The organism is Romboutsia sp. 1001713B170131_170501_G6, assembly GCF_015668195.1.
Classification (GTDB): domain Bacteria; phylum Bacillota; class Clostridia; order Peptostreptococcales; family Peptostreptococcaceae; genus Romboutsia_C.
This window is the reverse complement of sequence record NZ_JADPFC010000002.1, coordinates 161,550-184,867: the sequence shown is the minus strand read 5'-3', so window position 1 is coordinate 184,867 and position 23,318 is coordinate 161,550. Positions and strand designations below refer to the sequence as shown.

Below are 23,318 nucleotides of genomic sequence, written 5' to 3'. Positions count from 1 at the left end.
AGGGGAATATACCCTTCTTTTTAGCATAAAATAAATTATAATAAGATAATCAAAAAACATAAGCATAATTTATAAGTTAAAAAGTTAGAAAATTTAGAAAATTTAAAAAGGGATGATGCCATGAAAAAAGATTTTCTATTAGATATGTTTTTTTATATACTTTTACCTTTGGGATTTTGTTATATAAGTGAAGGGAAAAACCTAGAGTATATATCTATATTATTAATAGTACCAGGGATACTTTATTCACTTTATACATTTAAAAACCAACATAGATTAAACATCACAGCAATAATATTTTCTTTCATATATATAATAATACATTTAGTAAAAAAAGATATGGATTCAGGTTTTGAAAAATATGCATATGATATATATATCCTAATAGGAATACTAGTAGCTATAATTATTAGTAATTTATTAAAAAAAGATATAGCAAGTACTTTATACACAGATATACTAAGGGCTAATGGTCATAGTAAGTATATTATAAAAAATAATATAAGAAAGTATAACCTCTATAATGAATTTAATAGGATTTCAAATATAATAAATATTCATATTTTAGTTATAATATTTATAAAGTCTTACACTATAATAAATTATAGTAATGAAAGCTATAAAACAACAGTAACATTAGAGATGCTAGTAAATATATTATTTCTTATAGGAGAAATATATATAATATATAATATATTTAATTATGCTAGTAAAAAGTTAAGTAACAAAAATATTAAGATATTAGAAAGCAAAAAAGACAACATAATATATTTAGATAAATTTAAAAAAGCTAATAAATAACAAGTGTATTACTTGTTATTTATTAGCTTTAAAATACTGTCTCCAATACTTTCATTTTCTATAGTGTTTTTAAAAGATTTCATATTGCACTTCATAAAATTAAATATAGAATCAAATTTATTTGAAGCTATACTATTAAAAATATCTTTTAAATCTTCATCATTTGTATATACTAATCCAATTCCTTTATCTATTATGAATCTGGCATTTTCTATTTCTTGTCCTACCTTAGGAAGTTTAACGACAACTGGTGTTTGAGAAAGAATCCCCTCAAATAATGTTGCCCCTCCAGGTTTAGTTATCATTAAATCATACTCTTTTAGTAGATTGTGCATATCAGTAACAAATCCTAAAACCTTAATATTATTTAGAGGCTTTTTTTCTTTTAATATATTATAAAGCTTCTTATTTTTACCAGTAACAATAGCTATCTCTATGTTATTACAGTTATTTTCTATAAATTCATCAATCCAATACATGAAATCTTCATCTATATCAAATAAACCTCTACCACCACCAAGTAATAAAATTTTATACTTATTAGATTCTTTTGTCTTATTTTCAATACAAAACTTTTTATTTATGGGTACACCAGTTACTTTTATAGATTCTGGATTAATACCTTTTTGAACATATCTATTTTTTATTTCTAATGATGGTACAAAATACATGCTTGTATCTGGATATATCCATTCAAGGCTATCAACTACATCTGTTACAACTGTTAGTGTGGGAATATTAATACTAGGGTATTTAATCTTAAAATTATACACACAAGCTGCAGCAAGAGGAAATGTTGATATAATAACATCAGGATTTACATCTAATATAAATTCGATAAGCTTAGGAGTATATAATTTATGAGCTATATCATGTTTTGAATCAAAGGATTTTTTTAAATAATAATAGTAGTTATATAATCCAGGAACATATTTAGTATTATTTTCATAAAGCTTTACCATTGGTTTGTTCATCCTAGGTATACTAGCAGTTATAAAATTTTCTATTATTACATTAACAGAAGAATCCTTTTCTAAAATATAGTCTTTTATGGCATTTGCTGCACTTATATGTCCTGCGCCAAATTGAGCAGTAAGAATTAGTACAGTCTTTTTATTATCTATATCCATTAAATATTCACCTCTAAAAAATTACCTTAATAAGTATAATTTATTATAACCATATAAGGAAAAATAAGCAATAATAGAAGTTGATGTTATATTCTAAATGTCTATAAATAATTTATAATTTAAAACTTTATAGAGGAAATAGCAAATAAGAATTGAAAATAATAAAAGAGGTGGTGATATGGAAAATATTAATAAAATTAATGTAAAAGATGATTATAATAAAGAATATTTTATAAAATTATCAAAATCTATAATATACACAGTAATTGGAATAATTATATTTTTTATACCTATTAAATTAAATGGACAAGTGTTGACTTTAATATATCATATATCATATAAGCTTCAAAGCAATATGAAGCATTTTATAGAAGTGTGTATTGTATTTTATTTAATTATAGGAATGTTTAAAGAAATATTAAAAGGTAACCTGAAAAATAAAAGTATTCTTATGATTAGTAAAATTGTAGCATTAATTTTCTTAGTAAATATATTTTTTGGAAGTAAAAATGGATTTTTAGGAAATGATAATGTGTATCTTCTTATAGAAGAAGTAGTTTTAGATACAATAACTGTATTTACTATAGGTGTTTTATTTATGCCTTTTTTAGAATATGGATTGTTAGAATTAACAAGTGTTTATCTAAATAAATATACAAAAGTGCTATTTAGAATAAATGGTATAAGTTTTTTAAATATATTGGTATACATTTTTACAAACCCATTTTGTGGAATGTTTATGACTAACAAATTATATAGAGAAGGTAAATTAAAAGAATACGAAGCTTGTAATATAATATTAAATTTTTCAATACTTTCATACCCAATAGTTATTTATATATGTGAATATCTAAATATAAATCTAATTTATGCTATTACAGTATCGACTACTGTATTAATATTAATGAATATGGTATTAAGTAGAATATATCCAATATCTAAGAGAAAAAAATCATATTATTTAAAAAGTAATAAAAAAAACAGTTACCCTAAAAAAGATAAATTAAAAAAAACAATAAAATATTATTTATCTAATAGTGAAAATAAAAATATATTTAAAGAAATTATAGATAATTTAGAGGAAACCATAAGTATATCTATAAATCTTATACCAAATATAGTTATATTTCTATATATAGGACAGATAATATTAAATAGTGAGATAATAATAGAAATAATAAAAATTTTGATTAATCCAGTATTAAATGCTTTGCAAGTTAAAAATATAAATGAGTTATTAGGATTTATAATAGATGTATTTTATAACACAATAATAGGAATAAATAATATAGACAAAAGCATAAGTATACAAACTAAAATTTTAATCTGTATAATAGGAATTTTAAGTTGTACATCTATCAGCACAAATATTTTATATATAGTAAATAGCAAAATGACATTAAAAATAAATATAAAAGAGTTTACAATATCTTATCTACTTAGAATTAATTTAATTATAATAATATATATATTTATAGCGTACTTGTATAGTGGATATTTAATATAAGGGATGGAGCTATTTAAGATTTTGATAGCTCCTTTTTTAAAATTATCAACTTCAAGAATGATTTTAATATTAACTTATTATAAATTACTATTGTGTAAAGCAAAGTACTATGCTATTATATAATAACTACTATAATAAAACAATGTAGTGTGTTATACACAGTAGGTTGTTTAAAGAGAGGAGGGGTTTTGTGAATACTCAGTTTAGAAAAGGAGTACTTGAAATATGTGTACTAGCTCTTATTTCTAAAAAAGACATGTACGGATATGAAATAGTACAAAATATATCTAAAGTTATAGAAGTTAATGAAGGAACTATATACCCTATTCTTAGAAGACTTACAAAAGAGGGATATTTTGACACATATATATTAGAATCGAGTGAGGGACCTGCTAGGAAGTATTATAAATTAACAGATTTAGGAAAAGAAAACTTAAATAAGTTAATTATAGAATGGAAAGATTTCGTCAAAGCTGTAAATATTTTGATAGAGTAAAAGGAGTGATAATATTGAATAGAGTTGAATTTTTAGATATATTAAGAGATTACCTTAAAGGTAGTTTTTCAGAAGAAGAAATAGGAGATATACTAAGAGACTATGAAGAATATTTTTTAGATGGAACAATAGAGGGAAAAAATGATATAGAAATAATAAAATCTCTTGGTTCGCCTAAAACTATAGCTAGTGAACTTATAGCAGAGACTAAAAATAAAGAAGAAAATAATAATATGAGACTAAAAATAAATATAATAAAGTCAAATTTTAAAAGGCAATATATAAACTTAAAAGATAGAGTTAGTGAAAAATTAACTTTAGATATTGAAAACAATAATCAAAATAAAAGAAAAATAATACAATTAGGCCTTAGTATACTATCTTTAATGGTACTCATTCCAAGATTTTTAATAGTATTATTTTTATCTGTAGTTGGTATTATACTAGTTTCATTAATTGGTTTATATATAGCTACAATGCCTATAATAATGAATTTTATATCTCAAACACATGAGGTAATGGGACTTTATGTATTTATGTCTATTGCATTTGTAGGTGGTCAAATACTAGCCTGGCAAATATATATATTTATAATATCTATATATAAAACAAGTGTAAATAGATATAAAAATTGGATGAAAACAAGAAAACTATATATAAATGCTAGCAAGAAAAAAGAAGCTAATAATAAAGAGGAGAATAGTTTTAAGGAAGGAGAGAGAGATGATGAATAAAAAGGTAACCATATTTTCAATAATATTAATAGTAGTTGGTATAGTTGGTACTATATACTTTTCTATATCATCTGTTCCTTATTTTACGCAAACTATATCTAATATAGAAAAAAATTTAGATAAAGAACAAGTAATTTATAATAAAAATATAAGTATAGAAAACTTAGATGTAAAGACTAAAGGAAGTAATATAATAATAGAAAAATATGAAGGAAATGAAGTTAAAGTAGTGAAAAAAGGTATAAGTAACTACAATATTAAAGAAGATAGCAATAAATTGAGTATAGTTGAAAATGAAAAGAAATATAACTATAAAAAAAGCAACAATTTAGAAGAACTTATAGAAAATGTTATTAATGCATTTTACTATAATCATAGTCAAAGTTTAATTATATATGTTCCAAATAATATAAATATAAATGCATCTACTGATTATGCAAGATTAAGCATAGAAAACAACCTATTACTAGATAGTGTCTATTATAAGACCATAAATGGGTATATATCGCTGCCTAAAGGGATGAAAACACTTAAAAATCTAGATATAAAGTCTAATGGACATATATACTTATCTACAGAGGAATTAATAGGAATAGACAACGTTAATATAGAAAGTGATGGAACTGAAATATATTCAGCTCAAGATGAAGTATTTATAGATGATATTGAAAAATTTATACCAAAAACTATAAATATAACTCAAAATAGTAATAGTAGTTTAAATATTAATATAGATACAAATATACCAATAGCTAAAGAATTAAATATAAATGCATACAATTCAAGCGTCTATATAAATATACCAAATAAAAACTATAATTTTAGTGTAGATATGAAATCTATATCTGGTATAAATGCAAGTAATATGCTCATTGATGAAAATTATAGAAATGATGAAGATTTAAAAGAATTAAAGGGAACTTTAAATAAAGAAAGTGTAAATAAGGAAGAGAAATATATTATAAATGTAAAAGCAGATAATATAAATTTACATTAAATAAATGAAATTATAGCCAAAAAATATAGAATAATCAATTAACTCCAATAAAAAATGCTAAAAATATAAAGTATACTATGTTATAATATTTATAAATATAAAAAGAAGAGGTATACTTATGAATAAATTAGCATTAAGTTTAATGACAGCTTTTACTTCACTTTTAGTTATAGGGTGTAGTGATAAAAGCGTACATGATGATAATAAAGTAGAAGTTAAACCATCTTCTGCAGTAGAAAGTGAAATATCTCAAAGTGAAGCAACACTAAAAGAATCGGATAAAATAAAGCAAAATTCAGATATCATTAACATACCTATACATATACTTAAAGATGACCCAAAAGAAGTTAAGTATATAGAAGTTAAAAAAGATAGTACACTTCAAGAAAAGATAGAAAGTATTATAAATGTATTATCTAAGGAGTGCTTTAATAGTTTACCAATGAAAGTCACTGTTTTTATTAAGAATAATACTGCAAGGATTGACTTGATAGAACCAAAAACTGATTCAGAAAGTAGAGTATCTTGGGGGAAAGATTATCTAAATGAAACAACAAAAGAGTACACGATAAATACAATTGTAAAAAATATAATTCAAGAAGATTATAAAGGCGATTGGATAAAAAATGTACAACTATATTATAATGATAAGTTAATATCATTAGATTAAAAGTCAGTATTAGAAGTATTTCTAATACTGACTTTTTTATGTTTTTATGATTATGTTGTTTTTTAAGTTACTTATAATTTCTATATGTTTTCAAAGAAATATAAAGTAGAAACAATTATCATATAAATTATATATCATCTATTGTATATATATCATCATCAAGATTTGATATATAGTTAGCTATAGATAATATACCTATACCTGCAAGAAGTTTCATTTGTTGCTTGCAAGTTGCTTTAACTGTTGATGTTGTTACTTTTCTAACTGAAGGACTAATTACACTTAAAGCAGCTAATGTAGTAGATCCTATTAAAATGCCTTTTAATAATTGATTATCTTTATCCATGGTGTCACTCCCATCAAGATATAATATATAATATTAAAAATTAATTAAATTTTAATATATAAATAGGATGTGTAAATGATCAAAAAATATAATCTAAAACTAATATATTAAAAATATTTATAATTTTAGTATTAATTACTTTAATAATATTATTAAAAGAACTAGTAACCAGATTTTAAGATTTTCATATAATTATATTAGACAGCATAAGTTTATTATGTGAGTTGAATATTACAGCAAAAGGGGTTTTGACGTATTATGAAGAAAAAGAAAAGTCAAGGGTGTGGATGTCAATCTAAGTGTGACAATTTTAATGTATGCAATGAAAAAGTAAAATCATGTAAACCATGTAACTCATACAAATCTAATATTTCTTGCAAAAAGCCTTCAAAAAAATATATAGACTGTGATCACGAGAGTAAATGTGATTTTATGGATGATTGCAAATTTGATGATCATTTTGAGATTACATGTGTAGATAAGTGCTTAGAATTAGCACAAAAAGCAGAAGATTTATTTGATGAAGCATCACGCTGTGAATGTAAAGCTAATGAGTTAATGGAAAAGGCTAGAGAATGTGAAAAATCATCAAATGTATTATCAGCAAAAGCTAATGATTTAAGAGAAAAAGCACAATGTAGCGAAAAAGAATCTAGAGCCGCAGAATGTAAAGCTAAAGAATTAATGGAAAAAGCTAGAGAACTTTGTGAAAAGGCTAAATGCTTGCATAAAGAAGCTGAAGAAATAGAAAACGAAGCAACATGTAAGTGCGAAAAAGCAAAAGATTTAAGAGACAGGGCACAAGAATTAAGTGAAAAAGCTAAATGTTTATATGCTAAAGCTTTAAAATTTGATGAAAAAGCATTAGAATGCTATAAATCTGCAGAAGATAAAATAAAAGAATATGGACATAAGTCTAAAAAATGTGAAGAAATGATAAAAAAATGTAGTAGTAAGTTAGACAAATGTGAAATGGATATGAAAAAATATATAAATTGTGATCATAAAAAATATTGTACATGCGATACTAAAGAAACTAAGCCACATTACAAAAAAAGTAAAAAAGAATATTGTGATATAGGGCTAAAGCCAGAATATTGTAAGCCACATTGCAAAGAAGATATGTATATGGAGTGTGATTGTGCAACTTATGTAAGCCCTATGTATGATATGTGTAATATGCATTATATCGGAGATATGGCAGATGAATATCCAATGGTTGGTATGCCTTATATGGATCCATATTCTAATTATTGCCAAGATGCAAATGATATGTGGATGCACTATTATATGAATATGAAAAATATGATGAAACATATGGGGTGTCCAAAATATTAAAATATTAAGATATAAATAAAGAATGTCTACGGGCATTCTTTATTTATATCTTATGGAAAAATTTTCCTATTTTAATAATTCTTTTTCTATAGACTTATATACTTTCTCCATAAGGTTATTAAAATCTCTAGTGGATTTCATATAGCTAGAAACTAGAGGCAAGTTAAAAAATTCTTCATATTCCTTGTTAAGTTCTGCTAATTTATTTGATGCATCTTCTAGTCTATTATTAGAGTAGAGTTTATTTTTTTTATCTATATAATTATCAAATTGTCTTTTTAGATTTTTATTTTTATCAAGTTGAGCTTTAGATTTCTTCATAAGTTTAAATTCATCACTAGATTTAATAGAATTAGCAAGTTCAAGTGCTTTTTTATTTATATTCATATATACCTCCCTTTATAAAAAATACTATATTACAGTTTATAATTTAAGAAGGTAATATATACTACATATTTAAAAGTAATATAACCTACATTATAAGCAAGTTAATTCATTTAAAAAGTATTCAAACATAATACCATCGTTTCTATCAGTGTCAAATTTAGATGTATAGTTTACTACTTTATGAACAAAATAACTAGATTTGTTAATAGCAAATTCTAAATCATGACCATTTGCTAATAACCCACACACAATAGATGTGAATATATCACCAGTACCACTATAAGATAAATTGTTATATTCAAATGAAGTGATAAAATAATTATCACTGATTTTATCATATCCTATATTTAGTATATAACCATCTTGAACCACTCCAGTTATAATCACCTTTTCAGGGCCTAATTGAGAAATTTCTTTAGCTATATCAATAACATCTTTTTTAGTTAAACTACCAATATCAGAAATACTTCTATTAGTTAGTAGACATGCCTCAGTTATATTTGGCGTTGTAAGGTTAGATATCTTTACTAAATTTTTAATTTTTTTACACATATCGTTATCAAATATAGAATACATATTTCCATTGTCACCCATTACAGGATCTACTATTACAAAAGAATTATTATTTTTATTTATAAAGTCAATTACTATATCTACTTGGTCTTTAGAGCCTAAAAAACCACTGTAGATATAATCAAAATTAATATTAAGCTCAGACCAAACATTAGAGTATTCTCTCATGTGATCAGTAAAATCTAAAAAACTATATTTAGGATAGCCTGTTTGACTAGATAAAATTGCTGTAGGAAAAGGACAACATTGAGTTTTTAATGCAGATAATATAGGTATTGCAGCAGTTAAAGAACATCTACCTATACCTGATAAATCATGAATAGCAGCTATTTTCTTCAAAATAGCACCTCCCTATAAAAATATTTATATAAATATATTACTACTAAAAAATTCAAAAACAAATATATAATTACAAAAAATAAAATGTATGGTTACAATTTATTTAAATATATATTACAAAGATTTGAGAGAGTAAAAGCTTTAAATAAATTAAAATTATTTTTAATATGTTTGGATATAATAATATAAATCAAGAGAATACATAAATTGCTTTTAGGAGGTGTGACATTGATAAAACTTAATATTAAAAATAAGTATGCTAAAATTATAATTATATCATTATCATTAACGATAGCTATTGGATTATATTCATATATAAAAGAAGGTGAATTAATAATAAAATCAAACTCTACCGAAGTAAGTAAAATAGAAGATGGCGAAAATAATAAATACAAGCTTCTTCTTGAAGAACTATTTGATCATAGAAATAAAGCAATACTTGATAAAAATGAAGAAGGGCTAAAAGAATTATATGAGGTAGATAAAAAGTTTGGTTTATGGGCATGGGAACATGAAGTAAAAAAGATGAAATACCTAGAAAATTGGTCTAGTAAACAAGGAGTTAAGTTTAATGATATAAAAGCAAAAGTGAAAATCAAAAAAGTAAAAGAAAAGGAAGAAGGTTTATACGGCATTATATGTACAGTTTCAACAGAGTATAAGTATTCATATGATAAAGAACCAGATATTATAAATATGTGTAGAATAGGAACTTATCATTATATAAATGTCAAAATAATAGATGATCAATATATAATAACTAAAGAATGGTATACAGATCCATTTGCTGATTCTTTAAACTTAGATAATATAAAATCTGAAGACATAAAAAATTATATAAGTATGCAAAAGCCTACAATATTAGATTTAAAGCAAGAGCAAATAAAAGCCATAGAATATGCACATAAGTATTGTGGAGCAGCTGCTGATGAAGAAAATGGTTTAAAATTTAACTCAAATTACAGAGATTATAATCCAGAAGGTGGAGACTGTGCAAACTTTGCATCTCAAATAATGTTTGAAAGTGGAAGGTTCAAAAAAAATGATACGTGGAACTATGCAGATGGTGCAGGAACTAAAGCATGGGTAAATGCACAGGCTTTTAAAAATTATATATTATATAGTGGTAGAGGAAGTTTAATATCAAAAGGAAGTTATGAAGATGTTTATAAACAAGCTTATAATTTAAGACCGGGAGATTTTGTAGCATATGAAAAAGGGGGCAGAATAACTCACGTATCAACTGTAACAGGACTTGACTCAAAAGGATATCCTTTAGTAACTTGTCACAATACAGATAGATTACTAGTACCATGGGATTTAGGGTGGAGTGACAAAGATATAAGATTTCATTTAATTAAGGTACACTACTAGAATCTATAAGTTGATACGTATAAACTTAATAACATTTGACAATGATATGTATATATGTTAAAGTAATAATAAAGTTGCAAACATTTGTAGCTAAATAATTTTTGTGTGTTTTTAGGAGGATCTATTAAATGAAAACTGGTGTAGTTAAATGGTTTAATAATGAAAAAGGATTTGGATTCATATCTGTAGAAGGTGAAGGAGATGTTTTCGTACATTTCTCAGCTATAGCTGCTGATGGATACAAGTCTTTAGAAGAAGGACAAAACGTTCAATTCGAAATAGTTGAAGGTGCTAAAGGTCCTCAAGCTGCTAACGTAGTTAAATTATAATTAATTTCATATATATATTAGTAAGTCTAGTAGTATGTGAAACACCCGCCGCAATTAAGCGGCGTTTTTAATTTCACTATTAATTATTCTTTTACAAGTCCAACCCCATCTATAAATTTAAATCCTTTTTCATTAATTAAAGCATCAAATAAATCTAAAGAATTGTATTTACAAAAATTATCTAAACAATAAAGAGTATCATCTTCTAATTTATCAAATTCATTGTACATATGAAAAGGAGTGCTAAACTTAATCATTTCATCTCTTAATTTGTCCATATCAGTTAAAAATTCAGCATAAGATAAATCAAGGCCTCCATTTAATATTAGAGATTTCACTATATCTAATATTTCGCTTTTATCTTCAAATTTTATAACTATCTTTTCTTTATCTCTACGAGATTTAATATATTCATTTATTTTACAAATAAGACTTAATAAATTATTATCTATAAAATCTATAAAATCAGCTTGATTAAATTTACCTTCAATATCTTCTATAAGTAAGTCATTCATATGAGATTCCCAAAGCTGTACACCATATCTATTGTAATTAGTATTTTTTAGAGGCTCTCCCTTATAGTCATAAAGTCTAGGAAAAGAGTAGTTGTGATAGTTGGCTATTTCACATCTAAAGTAGTATCCATCTTTACCTTTAGGAATTAAATTTATTATAAATTCATGCATATCGCTTCCTAAATATATTTTTGTATTTTTTAATAAATCAAATTTATCTTTTAAAACTTTAGCATCTATATTGTACAAATTATTTTCATATGCTATTTCATATACCTTATGTTCATATATTTTATTTAAAAAACTATTAATTTCTATATTATAATCAAATTTCATTGTTATCCCTCCAAATTTAAAACATAAATAATTTCATTTAATATATACCCATAAAAAATAACTTAAATAAAAAAAATTATTTTAACATATTTTAAATTAAAATATATATAAAAATATGTTAAAATTATAGTTGAGAGAAAGAAGAATATAATACTTTTGTATATAAATTAATTAATGTTTACTTATTGGAGGTGCAGTATAGTGAATATATTATTTTTTCTAACACCTAAGAGTGAAGTTGCATATATATATGAAAACTACACTATGAGGCAAACTCTAGAGAAGATGGAATATCATAGATATTCATCTATTCCCATAATCAATGATGAGGGGAAGTATGTTGGGACTATAACAGAAGGAGATTTATTGTGGACATTAAAAAATGAATTTTCGCTAGATTTAAAGGGAGTAGAGGATATTCCTATAAAAGAAGTAAAAAGAAGAAAGGATAATTCTCCTGTTGACGTTAACGCTAATATAGAAGATTTAATCTCAAAGTCTATGAATCAGAACTTTGTTCCTGTTATAGATGACCAAGAAATTTTTATTGGGATAATAAAAAGAAAAGATATAATAGAGTATTGTTACAATAAATTAAAGGAATAAGATAAGACCTAGTATATACTAGGTCTTATTTTTAGTCATTTAACTTAATCATATTTCCATATTTAGATCTAAGATCATTTAATTTTTTAGAGTAAACTTCTGTTTGTTTTTGATACATTAAAGTTCTTTCTATTTCATTTTTAACTTCTTCGTATTCAGATTCTCCACCTTTATTTAAATCTTCTAATTTTATTAAGTGGTATCCAAATTGAGTTTTAACAGGCCCTACTACGTCACCTTTTTCCATATTGAATACTGCTTCTTCAAATTCTGGAACCATTTGTCCTCTAGGGAATGATCCTAAGTTTCCGCCAGCTTCTTTAGAAGGGCAAGTAGAATGTTCTGCTGCTGCATCTTCAAAAGATACTTCATTAGCTTTTATTTTATTTAATAAATCATTAGCTTGTTCTTCAGTTTCAACTAATATATGTTTAGCAGTAGCTGTTTCTGGCTTATTGAATTTATCTTTATTAGCATCAAAGAAAGCTTTCTTTTCTTCTTCAGTTAAAGATATACTAGTTAATACTTTGTTTATAGCATATTGCTTTAACATATTTTCTTGAACTCTTTGTAATTCATTTTTGAACTCTTCATCATTATGTAATTCATTTTCTTTAGCTTCCATATAGAATAATTCTTGGTTAACTAAATCATCTAATAATTGCTTTTTACCTTGTTCACTATTAAAGTGCATAGCTTGATATGGTTCTAAGCTTTGTAGAGCACTTTCAACATCGTAGTTAGTGATTTCTTTTTCTCCAATTGTTGCTAAAACTTTTCTTTCCATAATTGTTACTCCTTTATGTAAGTTTATAATTAATATTACTTTCAATTTAAATGATATCAGAAAAAAACTTATATGTCTAACATTTCCAAATTTTATATTAAATATGTATTAATATGAAAAAGTAATGGTTATAAGCAAAAGTGATGATAGCATTCCAACAACACCTTCATTTTCATTGTATTTGAAATTTTTTATACAAGAAACATAAAAGTATATAAATAGGGAGATTAGTTTTAAAATAAGCAGTATTATGTTTTTAGAGAATAATAAATAGCTACATAAAAATAATATAAATGCTAAAATTGTAGTTATTCTATATAATACATCTATATCTTTTACTTTATTAATAGATTTTAGAATCATTATTATATAAACTATAGATGCTATTAAAAATAATGAAAACATAAATATCTCAATTCTCATAGTAGGAATAGAAACATAGTTGTACCAAACTATAGGCCAAAAAAATAAGAATAAAAATTTAAAGTATTTATCAAGAAATTCTTTTGAAATAATAAACACACCCCTTCAAATTTAATCTATAAATAAATTAAAGCATACAAATTAATCAAATACTACCATTATTATATCTATATAAAAAATATATGAAATATTTAGTGTTTAATTAGTATATACATTAATTAAGAAATTAATTTATAAAATATATTAAGGTGGGATAGATATGTATAGGTATTATACTAAAGGTGTATGTTCAAAGTCTATATTAATGGATATAGAAGAAAATATATTAAAAGATGTAGTTTTTGAGGGTGGATGTAGTGGAAATGCTATAGGAATAAAGCATCTAGTTGAAGGTAAAGATATTGATGATATAATAAAAAATCTTGAAGATATACCATGTAAAAATAGAGGAACATCTTGCCCTGATCAATTGGCTAAAGCACTTAAAATATATAAAAAATATGTTTATAATAAATAAAAAAGTCTTCTAATGAAGACTTTTTTATTATCTAGTTACAACTATAGCTATTTTAGCATCAGGATTGTAACTAACTTGAACTAATTGATTTTTCTTAAGGCCTTCAAGGTCTTCTCCACCATAGTTTATTTCTAATTTTATTGGCATTTTACCTTGTTTTATTATAGCTACGTACTCATTTTTACCTTTTTTCTCTAGACTGATTAAGTTACCAACATAAGGCTTGAAGTTTTGATATTTTTCCCCAGCTTTTTTTATGTAGAAGTAAGTCCCAAGAGCAACTAATAAGTTAACTGCAAGTATAGCCCAACCATTTATCTTAGCAACCATACCAACTATCATAATGATAACCATTAAAACAATAGGAATTATAGCTTTTTTCATAAGTAGTTTACCCATTATTTCATTAGCTCTTTTTTCAGGGCCAGTCATTGTTTTTGATCTAGCAAATGATTCTGCGAATTTGTCTTTTAAGCCCATATTAATCCTCCTAATTTAATTAATATTAGATATAATAACGATGTCATGCTTGAAACTTAAAGGTCATTACATTTATATTATGTACAAGTTTGTTATTAAAATTTATATTCAAGCAAAGCAAAATATATTAATTATTTTATCATATAATTAAAAAAAAGGAAATAAATGAGTTATAAAAACTTAATAAATATAAGGAACAGTATAAATTAACATATTCTTATTATTTAATAATATAATTTAGCTATTTTATTTATTGTGGTAATATATATGTATATATTTATTAATAAAGTAAGGAGATTAATATGGAAAAGAAATATATAATATCTCTAGATCAAGGCACAACAAGTTCAAGAGCTATATTGTTTGATGAAAATGGAGAAATAGTAAGTAAATCGCAAAAAGAATTTACTCAAATATATAAACAATCTGGATGGGTAGAGCATGATCCTATGGAAATATGGGGAACACAAAGTGGAGTAATGAGAGAAGTAATAGAAACTAAGGGAATAAGACCGGAAGAAATTGCTGCAATAGGAATAACTAATCAAAGAGAAACTACTATAGTATGGGATAAAAGTACTGGAAAACCTATATATAATGCAATAGTTTGGCAGTGTAGAAGAACATCAGATATATGCAAAGAATTAAAAGACAAAGGATTAGAAGAAATAATAAAAGATAAAACAGGTCTTTTAATAGATGCTTATTTTTCAGCTACTAAGGTAAAATGGATATTAGATAATGTAGAAGGAGCAAGAGAGAAAGCCAATAATGGTGAATTATTATTTGGTACTGTTGACACTTGGCTTATATGGAATCTAACTAGAGGAAAAGTTCATGCTACAGACTACTCTAATGCATCAAGAACTATGATGTATAATATAAAAGAGTTAAAGTGGGACGAAGATATATTAAAAGAGCTTAATATACCAAAATCAATGCTTCCAAATGTATATCCATCTAGTTATGTATATGGACATACTGATTCTATGATGATGGCAGGTGCAGAAATTCCAATATCAGGGTGTGCAGGAGATCAACAAGCTGCGTTATTTGGACAAACATGCTTTGAAAAGGGAAGTGCAAAAAACACCTATGGGACAGGTTGCTTTTTACTTATGAATACAGGTGAAGAAATAGTTAAATCTAGAAATGGTTTAATAACAACTATAGCTTGGGGAATAGACAATAAAATTACATATGCATTAGAGGGTAGCATATTTATGGGAGGTGCATCTATTCAGTGGCTTAGAGATGAATTAAGAATGATAAAAGAAGCTAAGGACAGTGAAAGTTATGCATTAAAGGTTGATGATACCAATGGAGTATATGTTGTTCCGGCATTTACAGGTCTTGGAGCACCTTACTGGGATATGTATGCTAGAGGAACTATTGTAGGTTTAAGTAGAGGTGCTAAAAAAGAACATATAATAAGAGCTACTTTAGAATCTATAGCATATCAAACTAAAGATGTATTAAATGCTATGGAGCAAGATTCAAATATAAACCTTAAGTTTTTAAAGGTAGATGGAGGAGCAAGTAGCAATAATTTTTTAATGCAATTTCAATCAGATATATTAGATGTAAATATAGATAGACCAAAGGTTATAGAAACAACAGCACTAGGAGCTGCTTATCTGGCAGGACTTTCAGTAGGGTTTTATAAAAGTAAGAATGATATAAAGTTTAAGTGGGGAGTTGATAAAGAGTTTACTCCTAAAATGGATAAATGTAAAAAGGAGAAGCTATATAAAACATGGAAAAAAGCTGTAAAAAGAGCTATGGAGTGGGAAGAAGAAGAAGATTAAAAAAGATGGTATAAAACCATCTTTTTATTTATATTCTATTATTCCTTTATAGCAGCTACAACACTCATTTCAACAAGAAGACATTCTCTAGCCATCTTAGCTTCAACACATGCTCTAGCTGGAGCAAATCCTTTTTCAATCCAAGCATCCCAAACAGAGTTCATATCAGCAAAATCTTTCATATCTTTTATATATATAGTAACTGATAACATATGATTTTTATCTGAACCATACTTGTTTAATAAATCCTCTATTTTCTCTAAAACTTTAGCAGTTTGTTCTTTTATATCACCTTCAGCATGAACTTGACCACATAAGTAAAGAGTATTATTGTGAACAACAGCCTTACTCATTCTTTCAGTTGTTTCAAATCTTTTTATTTCCATAATTTTACCTCCAAGTTAAAAATATTCCAATAAATCATATTACATATAAAAATATATCATATAAAGTAAAATTATTAAATAATTAAGTTAAATAAATTCCAATTATAATATAGATAAACACAAGACTTATATGAAAATAGATTAAATAATAAATGGAAGATTTTTATTTATTGAAATTGGACAAATATATTATATAAATAATAATTTAAAGCTATGTAAATATGTTATAATCATATACAAGTAAAGATTTTTAAAGGAGGATAAATATGTCTGACGATAGAATAATAGATTTTAATCATTTAAAAAATAAGGCTAAAGATTCTGATGTAGATAAGTTTGAACAGTATATATATAATTTATATTTTTCAGTAATGGATGGAAGTATGACAATGGCTGAATTTTCTAAGAAGATATTTGATTATATGAAGGATAATAATATATCTTATGAGAAATTTATGAATATACAAAAAAAGTTTATGGAAAGATATGGGATGAATCCTCAAGAAGTAGAAGATCAACTTAAAAGCTTTGGAATAGATCCAGCAAATTTAGACATGTCTAATATTAGTGAAGAGAGTATAAATTCTATAAAAAATACAACATCATTTTATGAAAAATATGCTAATAAGATACAAACTAAAGGTTGTGTAACTACTTATATAAAAAATGATACAAATGACATAGAAGTTATAATAGATAAAGAAAAAGTCATATTATGTAGTAGTAAAAAAATAAACTTAGTAGATGCTGAATTAAATGAATTTTTATTAGGATATAAAAATGTATTTAACAATAAAATAAAAATAGTACTTTGTGAAAATTGTACAAATTACGACTATTAATAAAAAAGTGTATGATTAAGTAAAATTAATCATACACTTTTTTATTAATAATTTATAGTTTTTACAACTTCTATTCCATTTTGTAGCATACTATTTAAAAATACCATGTTTAGAAGATTTGCAGGATGAACTTCGCTATCATATGTATCTACTAAATCAATAGGAACTATAACATTTTTATTTATATTATTTTGATTAAAATAAGATTTTAGAGTTATAGCAAATTGGTATACGCATATATCTGTGCAATCTCCTACCACTATTATATTTTTAGTATTTGGAAAATTTATATCTTTTAATGCGAAAAATGCATTAGTAGAGTTTTTAGGAATAACTTTGATGTTTTCTATAGATTTAAGTTCATCTACTATATCACTTTCTAAACTATCTACCATACAGTGTGTCGGATAACTTAAAAGTTCTATAGAATCAGTAGTATGACAATCTGTAAAAGCAGTTATATTAGACACTTTATTAGATAAATATTTTGTAAAATTATAAATAGGATCTATCAAAGCATTTATCCTAGGTGAATAAAGGGAACCACCTTTTGCAAATCCATTATTCATATCAACTATAAATAATTCGGTTTCATTTAAATTTAAATCATTAATATTTTTAGATTTAAGGTTATCAATATTGTTTTTAATAGATTTTAATTCATTTAATAGACTTTCCATAATACACCCCTTATATATATATACTAATTATAGTTATTTTACATATATATAATACAGGTGTCAAGACATAAAAGAGCTATCTTCAAACTTGAAGATAGCTCTTAAGAGGAATTAGTTATCTGCTAAAAGGTCAAATACATTCCTCTTAGTATATATTATGCACTTTATATATAAATTGATACTAATCTAGAATAATAGGTTAGCTATTAAAGTTATAATTGGCAGTGCTATAGCTGTACGTATTAAGAATATAACAAATAAATCTTTTAAGTTTAATGGTATATCCGACTTTAATATTACAGCTCCAGTTTCAGTTAAGAATATTAACTGACTTATAGATAAAGCTCCTATTATAAATTGAGTTATTTGGCTAACTCCATCTCCAGATACCATAATAGATGGTAAAAACATATCTGTAAATCCGACTAATACAGCAGGAGCTGCTATATGAGCATCAGGTATTTGTAATAAGTTTAATACATAAACTATAGGTAAAGATATTATATTAAATACTGGTGTAAACTCTGCAGTTATAAGTGCTAATGTTCCCCAAGCCATAACTAAAGGAAGTAATCCTAAGTACATATCTATAACAGTTTTTATTCCTTGTATTATAATAGTATTAAAAGAAGGTGCATTTTCTGCTCTATATAAAGCTTTTTCAAAAGCAAATTCAAAAATATTTTTACCACTAGGAACTAATTCTTCTTTTAAATGAGCAACTCCATTATAAGTAGAATCACTAAACTTATTTAATGGATATATACGAGGCATTACAAGTGCACAAACTAGGGATGCGATACAAACTGTTCCATAAAATGGTACAAACATTGACATAAGTCCAAGTTGATCTGCTATAACTGTAGAAAATGGCAGTGACACTAAAGAGAAACAAACAGATATTATAACAGCTTCTTTAGTAGTGTAATAGCCTTGTTTATACTGAGTACTAGTAATCATAACTCCTAAAGTACCATCTCCTAGCCAAGAAGAAACAGCATCTACAGCAGCACGACCAGGAACCTTAAATAATTTATACATAAACTTAGATATTAAAGTTCCAAGTAAATCCATAAGGCCAAAGTCAACTACTAAAGGTAAGAAAAAGCCTGATACTAAAAATATTGCAAGAAGACTTGGTAAAAGTCCTATTATTGTTTGACCAGTAACATCAGATGTTATAACTTTTGGACCTACATCAAATAAAGTCATAGTTATAAATATAGCACCAAGTATTCTACAAGCTAGCCAAAATGGAGACACATTTAAAACACTATTTAAAAATTTATTTTTTATATTTATAAATTTACTTAATATAGATAAAATAGCAGAAGTAATAATAACAACTAATGCTATGTTTAACATATAATCAGCAAAAACTATTTTTATAAGTTCGGCAATAAATCCTATTCCTATATTTATAGAAGATAACCCTTCTAAAGGAATCATGCTACCATAAGGTAGTGGAATAACAAATAATAATAAACCAAATAATGACGGTATTAAAAATTTAAAAAAACTACTTTTCGTTGTAGAGCCTGCTAAATTTCCTTGCATAATTGAAACCTCCCAAATTAAATTTAAATACTAAAAAAGTCCCTTGGTCAAAAGACCAAGAGACGAAAATTCCGCGTTACCACTCTTATTAATAATATATGCGCATATATTACTCACTCAAATCTCGTAAGGTGAGATAACCCGATTATCATACTTAGTTTCAGATAATCTTCTCCAAAGCTCTCTTCGATTAAACTTCAATGCCAAGCTTCCACCATCCTCGGCTCTCTATAAAATTCATTTAATGTACTCTCTTTTTCATTGAATTTATATTATTTATTTTCTATAATCTTAAAATAAATAATTTTAAATGTCAACAATTTTATTTTGTAAAATTAAAATATTTAGAAAATTTTTTATTAATAATTAGTTTTTGCTATTTTCTATTTCCTCGGCTAGATTATTTAAATATTCCCATCTCTCATATTTAAATTCTAGTTCCTTTTCAAGATTAGTTTTTTCATCAAGAACTTCTTGAAGTTTAACAAAGTCAGTTGCATATTTAGCAGAATCATTTTCTAATTGTTCGATTTTTTGTTCTAATTTTTCTATATCAGAATCTATAGTTTCAAACTCTCTTTGTTCGTTATATGAGAACTTAAGTTTTTTAGCTGATTTAGGTTTTTCTTTCTTAGGAGTAGAGTTTTCTTTAATAATTTTTTCTTCTTCAAATTCTATACCTTGTATTTCCTTATAAACCTGATAATCGCTATAGTTACCAGTGTATATATGAATATTTCCCATACCTTCATATGCAAATATTTTATTACAGATTCTATCTAAGAAGTATCTATCATGAGATACTGTTATAACAACACCTTTAAATTCATCTAAATAATCTTCTAATCTATTTAGTGTTTCTATATCTAAATCGTTTGTAGGTTCGTCTAATAATAGTACATTAGGTGCAGTCATTAGAGTCCTAAGTAGATGAAGTCTACGTCTTTCTCCACCAGATAATTTATTTATTAAACTATACTGAAGTGTTGAATTAAATAAAAATCTTTCACACATTTGAGACGCTGATATTTTACTTCCATCAGAAGTTTCTATATAATCACTTCCTTCTTTAACATAATCTATAGCTCTCATATCAGGATGCATGTGAGAATCATCTTGTGAGAAACATCCAATTTTAACGGTTTCACCAATTTCTATATGACCACTATCGGGGTTTAATTTACCATTTAATATATTAATTAACGTTGATTTACCCATACCATTTTTACCAACAATACCTATTCTATCAGTACGAGCTAGAGTATAGTCTAAGTTATTTATAAGACATTTTCCATCAAAAGACTTAGATATATTGTGTATTTCTATTATTTTATTACCAAGTCTAGTAGAACCAACAGATATATCCATTTGCTCATCTGGTTTTATAATGTCTTGATTAACTAAGTCATCAAAACGTTGAAGTCTAGCTTTTTGCTTAGTAGTACGAGCTTTAGCACCACGTCTAACCCATGCAAGTTCTTTTCTCATTAAATTTTGACGTTTTTCTTCCATACTAGCTTCAAGGGTAAGTCTTTCCATCTTTTTTTCTAAAAATAAAGAGTAGTTACCATCATAACTAAATAGTCTACCTTTATCTAATTCAATTATTCTATTAGAAACTCTATCTAAGAAATATCTATCATGAGTTATCATTACTAGTGAACCACGTCTAGAATTTAGATATTCTTCTAAATAATCGATAGTTTCATTATCTAAGTGGTTAGTAGGCTCATCAAGTATTAATAAGTCACAAGGGGTTATAAGTGCTGAAGCTAGTGATATTCTTTTTCTCTGACCACCAGATAGCTCTTTTACCTTTTGGCTAAAATTAGTTATGCCAAGTTTTGTTAAAATCATCTTAGCTTCACTTTCTAAATCCCAAAGACCAAGTGTATCTATTTTTTCTTGTAGAGATATTAGCTTATTGTTTATATCTTCATTGTAATTTTTATTAAGTTTATCAAGAGTTTCTTGATATTCTAATAAGAGTTTCATTTCACTAGATGTACCTTTAAATACTTGCTGTAATACAGTAAAGTCTTCATTATAGTCAGGACTTTGAGGTAGATACTCAACTCTAACTCTATTAGCTTTATTAACAGTACCACTATCTGGAACTTCGACTCCTGCTATTATTTTAAGTAATGTAGATTTACCAGTACCATTAACACCTATAATACCTATTTTTTCTCCTTCGTTAATACCAAAGGATATATTTTCTAACAATGTTTTTTCTGAATAACTTTTACATATATTTTCTAAAGTCATTAAATTCATAAAATCACCTAAATTCATATTAATTTTGATAATAGATTTTTTATTTAAATAAATCTATATAAGAGATTATATTTATGCATATCTAATAAACTATTAAATACAGACATTAAAATCAAAAATGATCTATATAAATTACATGATGAGGTAAATAGTACTTAACTAAATAAATTTTACATGTAAAGATAATAGAGTATAATTTATATAAAGAAGTAAAACTTAAAATGCATATAATATAATCTGAGAAAAACACAATTATATTATATCTTATAAGTGCTAAATATACTAAGGTATTTTAAATAGAAAATGGGGGATAGTCGATGGATATTTATATATCACAGTTGGATGAAACAAAAAAGATACTTCCAATTATTAAAAAATACAATGTAGGGTTAGAAGTTGTTCAATTTGCAAGTCCCTATATACTTGATGATAAAGAAAGATATTTGCAAACATATAAAGATGAAATAAAAGACATATATGGAAAAATTAATATATCAATACATGGACCTTATGCAGATCTATCTGTAGGAAGCAGAGATAAAGATATAGTAAAAGTAACTAAAAAAAGATTAAATGAAGGATATAATATAGCTAAAGAGTTAGGTGCTAAAAAAATAGTATATCATAATGGATATACACCAAATACATACACTAAAAAAGAATGGATTAATAATGCAACAATCTTTTGGAATGATTTTTTAGCAGATAAAGATGACAATATAGATATACATATAGAAAACACTGTGGAAAAAGATTACCTTTTTATAAAAGAATTAGTTGATAATGTAAATCATAAAAACTTTTCAGTATGTTTAGATATAGGACATGTAAATGTATTTTCTAATATAAGTGTTAATGAATGGTTAGAAGGTTTGGGAGATAGAATTAAACACTTTCATATACATAACAATTATGGGTCAAAAGATAGTCACAGTAGCATAGAAAGTGGTAATATAAATATAATAGAATTTATAAGATACATAAATAAAAATTTAAAAAATTCAAGTATATCTTTAGAAATAGTTGATACAAATGAATTAATAAATTCTTTAGAAATACTTAAAAAAAATGATTTATTGTAGT

26 protein-coding genes and 1 other annotated feature are annotated in these 23,318 nt (G+C 25.2%); of the genes, 14 read left to right on the top strand and 12 right to left on the bottom strand.

The window, feature by feature from the left end:
- Positions 1–120 precede the first annotated feature (120 nt).
- Positions 121–801: a hypothetical protein gene (locus tag I4U89_RS06615; RefSeq protein ID WP_195939611.1), complete on the top strand. Its 681-nt coding sequence runs from the start codon at positions 121–123 to the stop codon at positions 799–801.
- Between the two features lie 8 nt (positions 802–809).
- Here the strand turns inward: I4U89_RS06615 and I4U89_RS06610 are convergent, their stop codons facing one another.
- Positions 810–1,931 (bottom strand): MGDG synthase family glycosyltransferase, encoded by a 1,122-nt coding sequence (locus tag I4U89_RS06610; protein WP_195939609.1) that lies wholly within the window; start codon positions 1,929–1,931, stop codon positions 810–812.
- 178 nt (positions 1,932–2,109) lie between these two features.
- Between I4U89_RS06610 and I4U89_RS06605 the strand changes: the two genes are divergently transcribed.
- The 5 genes from I4U89_RS06605 (at position 2,110) to I4U89_RS06585 (ending at position 6,335) form a co-directional block, all read left to right on the top strand.
- The gene (locus I4U89_RS06605; RefSeq protein ID WP_195939607.1) at positions 2,110–3,438 is read left to right on the top strand and encodes a hypothetical protein; all 1,329 of its coding nucleotides are present in this window, start codon (positions 2,110–2,112) and stop codon (positions 3,436–3,438) included.
- Between the two features lie 190 nt (positions 3,439–3,628).
- A complete protein-coding gene (locus tag I4U89_RS06600) occupies positions 3,629–3,934 on the top strand; it encodes a PadR family transcriptional regulator (protein ID WP_195939605.1) in 306 nt (101 codons plus the stop codon).
- A gap of 14 nt (positions 3,935–3,948) precedes the next feature.
- The gene (locus I4U89_RS06595) at positions 3,949–4,668 is read left to right on the top strand and encodes a DUF1700 domain-containing protein (protein ID WP_195939603.1); all 720 of its coding nucleotides are present in this window, start codon (positions 3,949–3,951) and stop codon (positions 4,666–4,668) included.
- Positions 4,658–5,665 carry a hypothetical protein gene (locus I4U89_RS06590; RefSeq protein WP_195939601.1) on the top strand — a complete coding sequence of 336 codons (1,008 nt, stop codon included), beginning with the start codon at positions 4,658–4,660 and terminating at the stop codon, positions 5,663–5,665. The genes I4U89_RS06595 and I4U89_RS06590 overlap by 11 nt, the downstream gene beginning before the upstream one ends.
- 118 nt (positions 5,666–5,783) lie before the next feature.
- Positions 5,784–6,335 (top strand): hypothetical protein, encoded by a 552-nt coding sequence (locus I4U89_RS06585; protein WP_195939599.1) that lies wholly within the window; start codon positions 5,784–5,786, stop codon positions 6,333–6,335.
- Positions 6,336–6,462: 127 nt separating this feature from the next.
- On the opposite strand, the gene I4U89_RS06580 is transcribed toward I4U89_RS06585, so the two are convergent.
- Positions 6,463–6,681, bottom strand: coding sequence for a hypothetical protein (locus I4U89_RS06580; RefSeq protein ID WP_195939597.1), 219 nt, complete (start codon positions 6,679–6,681; stop codon positions 6,463–6,465).
- A gap of 258 nt (positions 6,682–6,939) precedes the next feature.
- Between I4U89_RS06580 and I4U89_RS06575 the strand changes: the two genes are divergently transcribed.
- The gene (locus I4U89_RS06575) at positions 6,940–8,019 is read left to right on the top strand and encodes a hypothetical protein (RefSeq protein ID WP_195939594.1); all 1,080 of its coding nucleotides are present in this window, start codon (positions 6,940–6,942) and stop codon (positions 8,017–8,019) included.
- 66 nt (positions 8,020–8,085) lie between these two features.
- On the opposite strand, the gene I4U89_RS06570 is transcribed toward I4U89_RS06575, so the two are convergent.
- Positions 8,086–8,406 (bottom strand): YlbF family regulator, encoded by a 321-nt coding sequence (locus I4U89_RS06570; RefSeq protein WP_195939593.1) that lies wholly within the window; start codon positions 8,404–8,406, stop codon positions 8,086–8,088.
- A gap of 90 nt (positions 8,407–8,496) precedes the next feature.
- The gene (locus I4U89_RS06565) at positions 8,497–9,318 is read right to left on the bottom strand and encodes a pyridoxamine kinase (protein ID WP_207744139.1); all 822 of its coding nucleotides are present in this window, start codon (positions 9,316–9,318) and stop codon (positions 8,497–8,499) included.
- 228 nt (positions 9,319–9,546) lie between these two features.
- On the opposite strand from I4U89_RS06565, the gene I4U89_RS06560 reads away from it, so the two are divergent.
- Together I4U89_RS06560 and I4U89_RS06555 are read left to right on the top strand one after the other, a co-directional pair.
- Complete coding sequence (locus I4U89_RS06560) at positions 9,547–10,692, top strand: amidase domain-containing protein (RefSeq protein ID WP_243279171.1); 1,146 nt, start codon at positions 9,547–9,549, stop codon at positions 10,690–10,692.
- Positions 10,693–10,820: 128 nt separating this feature from the next.
- Positions 10,821–11,021, top strand: a complete 201-nt coding sequence (locus tag I4U89_RS06555; RefSeq protein ID WP_092924850.1) for a cold-shock protein — start codon at positions 10,821–10,823, stop codon at positions 11,019–11,021.
- An 83-nt stretch (positions 11,022–11,104) separates the two neighbouring features.
- Here I4U89_RS06555 and I4U89_RS06550 read toward each other — a convergent pair whose 3' ends face one another.
- Positions 11,105–11,872 carry a hypothetical protein gene (locus I4U89_RS06550; protein ID WP_195939589.1) on the bottom strand — a complete coding sequence of 256 codons (768 nt, stop codon included), beginning with the start codon at positions 11,870–11,872 and terminating at the stop codon, positions 11,105–11,107.
- A gap of 201 nt (positions 11,873–12,073) precedes the next feature.
- Between I4U89_RS06550 and I4U89_RS06545 the strand changes: the two genes are divergently transcribed.
- On the top strand, positions 12,074–12,478 hold the full coding sequence (locus tag I4U89_RS06545) for a CBS domain-containing protein (protein WP_195939587.1): 405 nt from the start codon (positions 12,074–12,076) through the stop codon (positions 12,476–12,478).
- 31 nt (positions 12,479–12,509) lie between these two features.
- Here the strand turns inward: I4U89_RS06545 and I4U89_RS06540 are convergent, their stop codons facing one another.
- Positions 12,510–13,265, bottom strand: coding sequence for a peptidylprolyl isomerase (locus tag I4U89_RS06540; protein ID WP_195939585.1), 756 nt, complete (start codon positions 13,263–13,265; stop codon positions 12,510–12,512).
- 108 nt (positions 13,266–13,373) lie between these two features.
- Entirely contained in the window at positions 13,374–13,787 is a 414-nt protein-coding gene (locus I4U89_RS06535; RefSeq protein WP_195939583.1) for a hypothetical protein, read from the bottom strand.
- A gap of 160 nt (positions 13,788–13,947) precedes the next feature.
- Here I4U89_RS06535 and I4U89_RS06530 point away from each other — a divergent pair, with 160 nt between their 5' ends.
- Positions 13,948–14,205, top strand: a complete 258-nt coding sequence (locus I4U89_RS06530; RefSeq protein ID WP_195939581.1) for a TIGR03905 family TSCPD domain-containing protein — start codon at positions 13,948–13,950, stop codon at positions 14,203–14,205.
- Between the two features lie 27 nt (positions 14,206–14,232).
- On the opposite strand, the gene I4U89_RS06525 is transcribed toward I4U89_RS06530, so the two are convergent.
- A complete protein-coding gene (locus tag I4U89_RS06525; protein ID WP_195939578.1) occupies positions 14,233–14,685 on the bottom strand; it encodes a hypothetical protein in 453 nt (150 codons plus the stop codon).
- A 302-nt stretch (positions 14,686–14,987) separates the two neighbouring features.
- Here I4U89_RS06525 and glpK point away from each other — a divergent pair, with 302 nt between their 5' ends.
- A complete protein-coding gene (gene glpK / locus I4U89_RS06520) occupies positions 14,988–16,493 on the top strand; it encodes a glycerol kinase GlpK (protein WP_195939576.1) in 1,506 nt (501 codons plus the stop codon).
- A gap of 38 nt (positions 16,494–16,531) precedes the next feature.
- Here glpK and I4U89_RS06515 read toward each other — a convergent pair whose 3' ends face one another.
- Positions 16,532–16,879, bottom strand: coding sequence for a RidA family protein (locus I4U89_RS06515; protein WP_195939574.1), 348 nt, complete (start codon positions 16,877–16,879; stop codon positions 16,532–16,534).
- 266 nt (positions 16,880–17,145) lie between these two features.
- On the opposite strand from I4U89_RS06515, the gene I4U89_RS06510 reads away from it, so the two are divergent.
- On the top strand, positions 17,146–17,721 hold the full coding sequence (locus tag I4U89_RS06510; protein WP_195939572.1) for a DUF3867 domain-containing protein: 576 nt from the start codon (positions 17,146–17,148) through the stop codon (positions 17,719–17,721).
- Positions 17,722–17,765: 44 nt separating this feature from the next.
- Here I4U89_RS06510 and I4U89_RS06505 read toward each other — a convergent pair whose 3' ends face one another.
- The 3 genes from I4U89_RS06505 to I4U89_RS06495 form a co-directional block, all read right to left on the bottom strand.
- The gene (locus tag I4U89_RS06505) at positions 17,766–18,401 is read right to left on the bottom strand and encodes an isochorismatase family cysteine hydrolase (protein ID WP_195939570.1); all 636 of its coding nucleotides are present in this window, start codon (positions 18,399–18,401) and stop codon (positions 17,766–17,768) included.
- Positions 18,402–18,587: 186 nt separating this feature from the next.
- Positions 18,588–19,958: a YjiH family protein gene (locus tag I4U89_RS06500; protein ID WP_243279170.1), complete on the bottom strand. Its 1,371-nt coding sequence runs from the start codon at positions 19,956–19,958 to the stop codon at positions 18,588–18,590.
- 55 nt (positions 19,959–20,013) lie between these two features.
- Positions 20,014–20,229 (bottom strand) — a binding site (T-box leader).
- A gap of 95 nt (positions 20,230–20,324) precedes the next feature.
- Complete coding sequence (locus tag I4U89_RS06495; RefSeq protein ID WP_195939569.1) at positions 20,325–22,235, bottom strand: ABC-F family ATP-binding cassette domain-containing protein; 1,911 nt, start codon at positions 22,233–22,235, stop codon at positions 20,325–20,327.
- A gap of 317 nt (positions 22,236–22,552) precedes the next feature.
- On the opposite strand from I4U89_RS06495, the gene I4U89_RS06490 reads away from it, so the two are divergent.
- Complete coding sequence (locus I4U89_RS06490) at positions 22,553–23,317, top strand: sugar phosphate isomerase/epimerase family protein (RefSeq protein WP_195939567.1); 765 nt, start codon at positions 22,553–22,555, stop codon at positions 23,315–23,317.
- Position 23,318: the final 1 nt, after the last annotated feature.